Genomic DNA, 1,734 nt, shown 5'->3' on the forward strand with positions numbered 1-1,734 from the left:
ATAGCCCCCACCAGCCCCAGGGCGCCGATAGCGGTATGGGAATAGCTATAGGGCGGCGCGCTCAGCGGCAGCACCAGCGCGCACCAGAAGATATTGAAGGCGGCAAACATCAGCAGCGCCAGCACGCCGCGAACCTGGAGGATCTTCTCCTGACGCAGCAGCGTTAGCATCGATGCCAGCAGCTGAGGATAGCTCAGCGGACTCCTTGCCGCCGGCAGCGCCGGCAGCCGGCGCCAGAGCGGCAGGGCCATACCCAGCATCAGCAGCGCGGCGAAGAGATAGACCCCGCGCCAGCCGACGAGGTCGCTGATGCCGCCGGAGAATACCCGCGCCAGCAGCAGGCCGATAAACCCCCCGCTCTGGGCGGCACCGACCACCCGCCCCTGCTCGTGCGTCCCGGCGGCGCTGGCGGCATAGGCAATCAGCCCCTGGGTCATCGCGGTGCCCAGCAGGCCCACCGCCAGCATGCTGACCAGCAGCATAAGCGCCGACGTTGCGGCGCTGACCGCCGCCAGCGCGGCGATCAGCAGGATCAGCTGCGCGCCCATCAGCCGACGGCGATTTAGCCGATCGCCAAGCGGCACCAGCATCAATAGCGCCAGCGCGCAGCCAATCTGGGTCGCCGTTACCACGCCGCCGACGGAGGCGTCGCTGATAGCAAACTCCCGTCCCAGGGCATCGAGCAGCGGCTGGGCGTAATAGACGTTTGCGACGCTCAGGCCGCTGGCGATAGCGAACAGCCAGACCAGTCCTGCGGGCATCGCCGCGGCCGGGGCGGCGGGTGCCAGGGATGCAATGGATGACTTCATGATTCTCTGCCTCAGCAATCTGGTTTCAAAATAAAACCACTTGAAGGCTAGAGCATGTAGTTTTAAAATGCAACCACAATGCATCACGCCGAGGAGCGCGCTTCGCGCCGCACAACATGACGAAAAACGATACCTGCCCCGTCGCCCGCAGCGTGGATATTATCGGCGACCGCTGGTCGCTGCTGATCGTGCGCGACGCCTTTGATGGCATGAGCCGGTTTAGCGACTTTCAGCGCAGCCTGGGAATGGCGCGCAATATTCTCTCCGACCGCCTGCAAAAGCTGGTTGCCGCCGACATCCTCAGAACCCAGCCTGCCTCGGACGGCACCGCTTATCAGGAGTATGTCCTGACGGAAAAGGGAGAGCGCCTGTTTCCCCTCGTGGTCGCGCTGCGTCAGTGGGGGGAGCGCTATCTTTTCGCCAGCGGCGAGCCACATTCCGTCCTGATCGATAAACGCACGCTGCAGGCGGTTCCGCCCATGGAGCCGACGGCCGAAGACGGCTCCCCGCTGTTGCCTTCGGCGACCGAGGTCCGCAAGGTGCAGGCGGACGGATAGCGGCCGGCGCCGCGCGTTTAAATATTCCGCCCGCTTATCAATGACCTGCTGCGAAAATAGCGGCCCAGCGAGAAAGCGCGCGAAAAAACAATTGAAATTCGTTATTTAACAGCCGTTTATATTAAAAGTGTATAATTAGGGCTAAACTATTCGAATCAAATAATAAATATGGAGAAGCGGCATGCGCGTACTCGTGGTTGAAGATAACGCTTTATTGCGCCATCACCTGAAAGTTCAGCTCCAGGAGTTAGGCCACCAGGTCGATGCGGCGGAAGATGCAAAAGAGGCCGACTACTATCTCGGCGAACACGTGCCGGATATCGCCCTTGTCGACCTCGGCCTGCCGGTGGAAGACGGCCTGTCTCTGT

The 1,734-nt window shown here is 61.7% G+C and carries 3 protein-coding genes; 2 read left to right on the plus strand and 1 reads right to left on the minus strand.

Annotated features, from left to right (window positions below):
- The coding region (locus tag PFH44_RS27235) for an MFS transporter (RefSeq protein WP_283826782.1) at positions 1-809 on the minus strand (809 nt) is incomplete at its 3' end.
- Between the two features lie 116 nt (positions 810-925).
- Between PFH44_RS27235 and PFH44_RS27240 the strand changes: the two genes are divergently transcribed.
- Together PFH44_RS27240 and PFH44_RS27245 are read left to right on the plus strand one after the other, a co-directional pair.
- Positions 926-1,366 carry a winged helix-turn-helix transcriptional regulator gene (locus PFH44_RS27240; RefSeq protein ID WP_283826783.1) on the plus strand — a complete coding sequence of 147 codons (441 nt, stop codon included), beginning with the start codon at positions 926-928 and terminating at the stop codon, positions 1,364-1,366.
- A gap of 181 nt (positions 1,367-1,547) precedes the next feature.
- On the plus strand, positions 1,548-1,734 hold a 187-nt coding region (locus tag PFH44_RS27245; RefSeq protein ID WP_283826784.1), incomplete at its 3' end, for a response regulator.

Origin of the sequence: Klebsiella sp. Ech2A, assembly GCF_030078455.1 — a bacterium.
Taxonomy (GTDB): Bacteria; Pseudomonadota; Gammaproteobacteria; order Enterobacterales; family Enterobacteriaceae; genus Klebsiella; species Klebsiella terrigena.

What these genes read in the sequence shown, in the direction of transcription:
- PFH44_RS27240 (WP_283826783.1), top strand. Translation starts at nt 926, where the DNA reads ATGACGAAAAACGATACCTGCCCCGTCGCCCGCAGCGTGGATATTATC.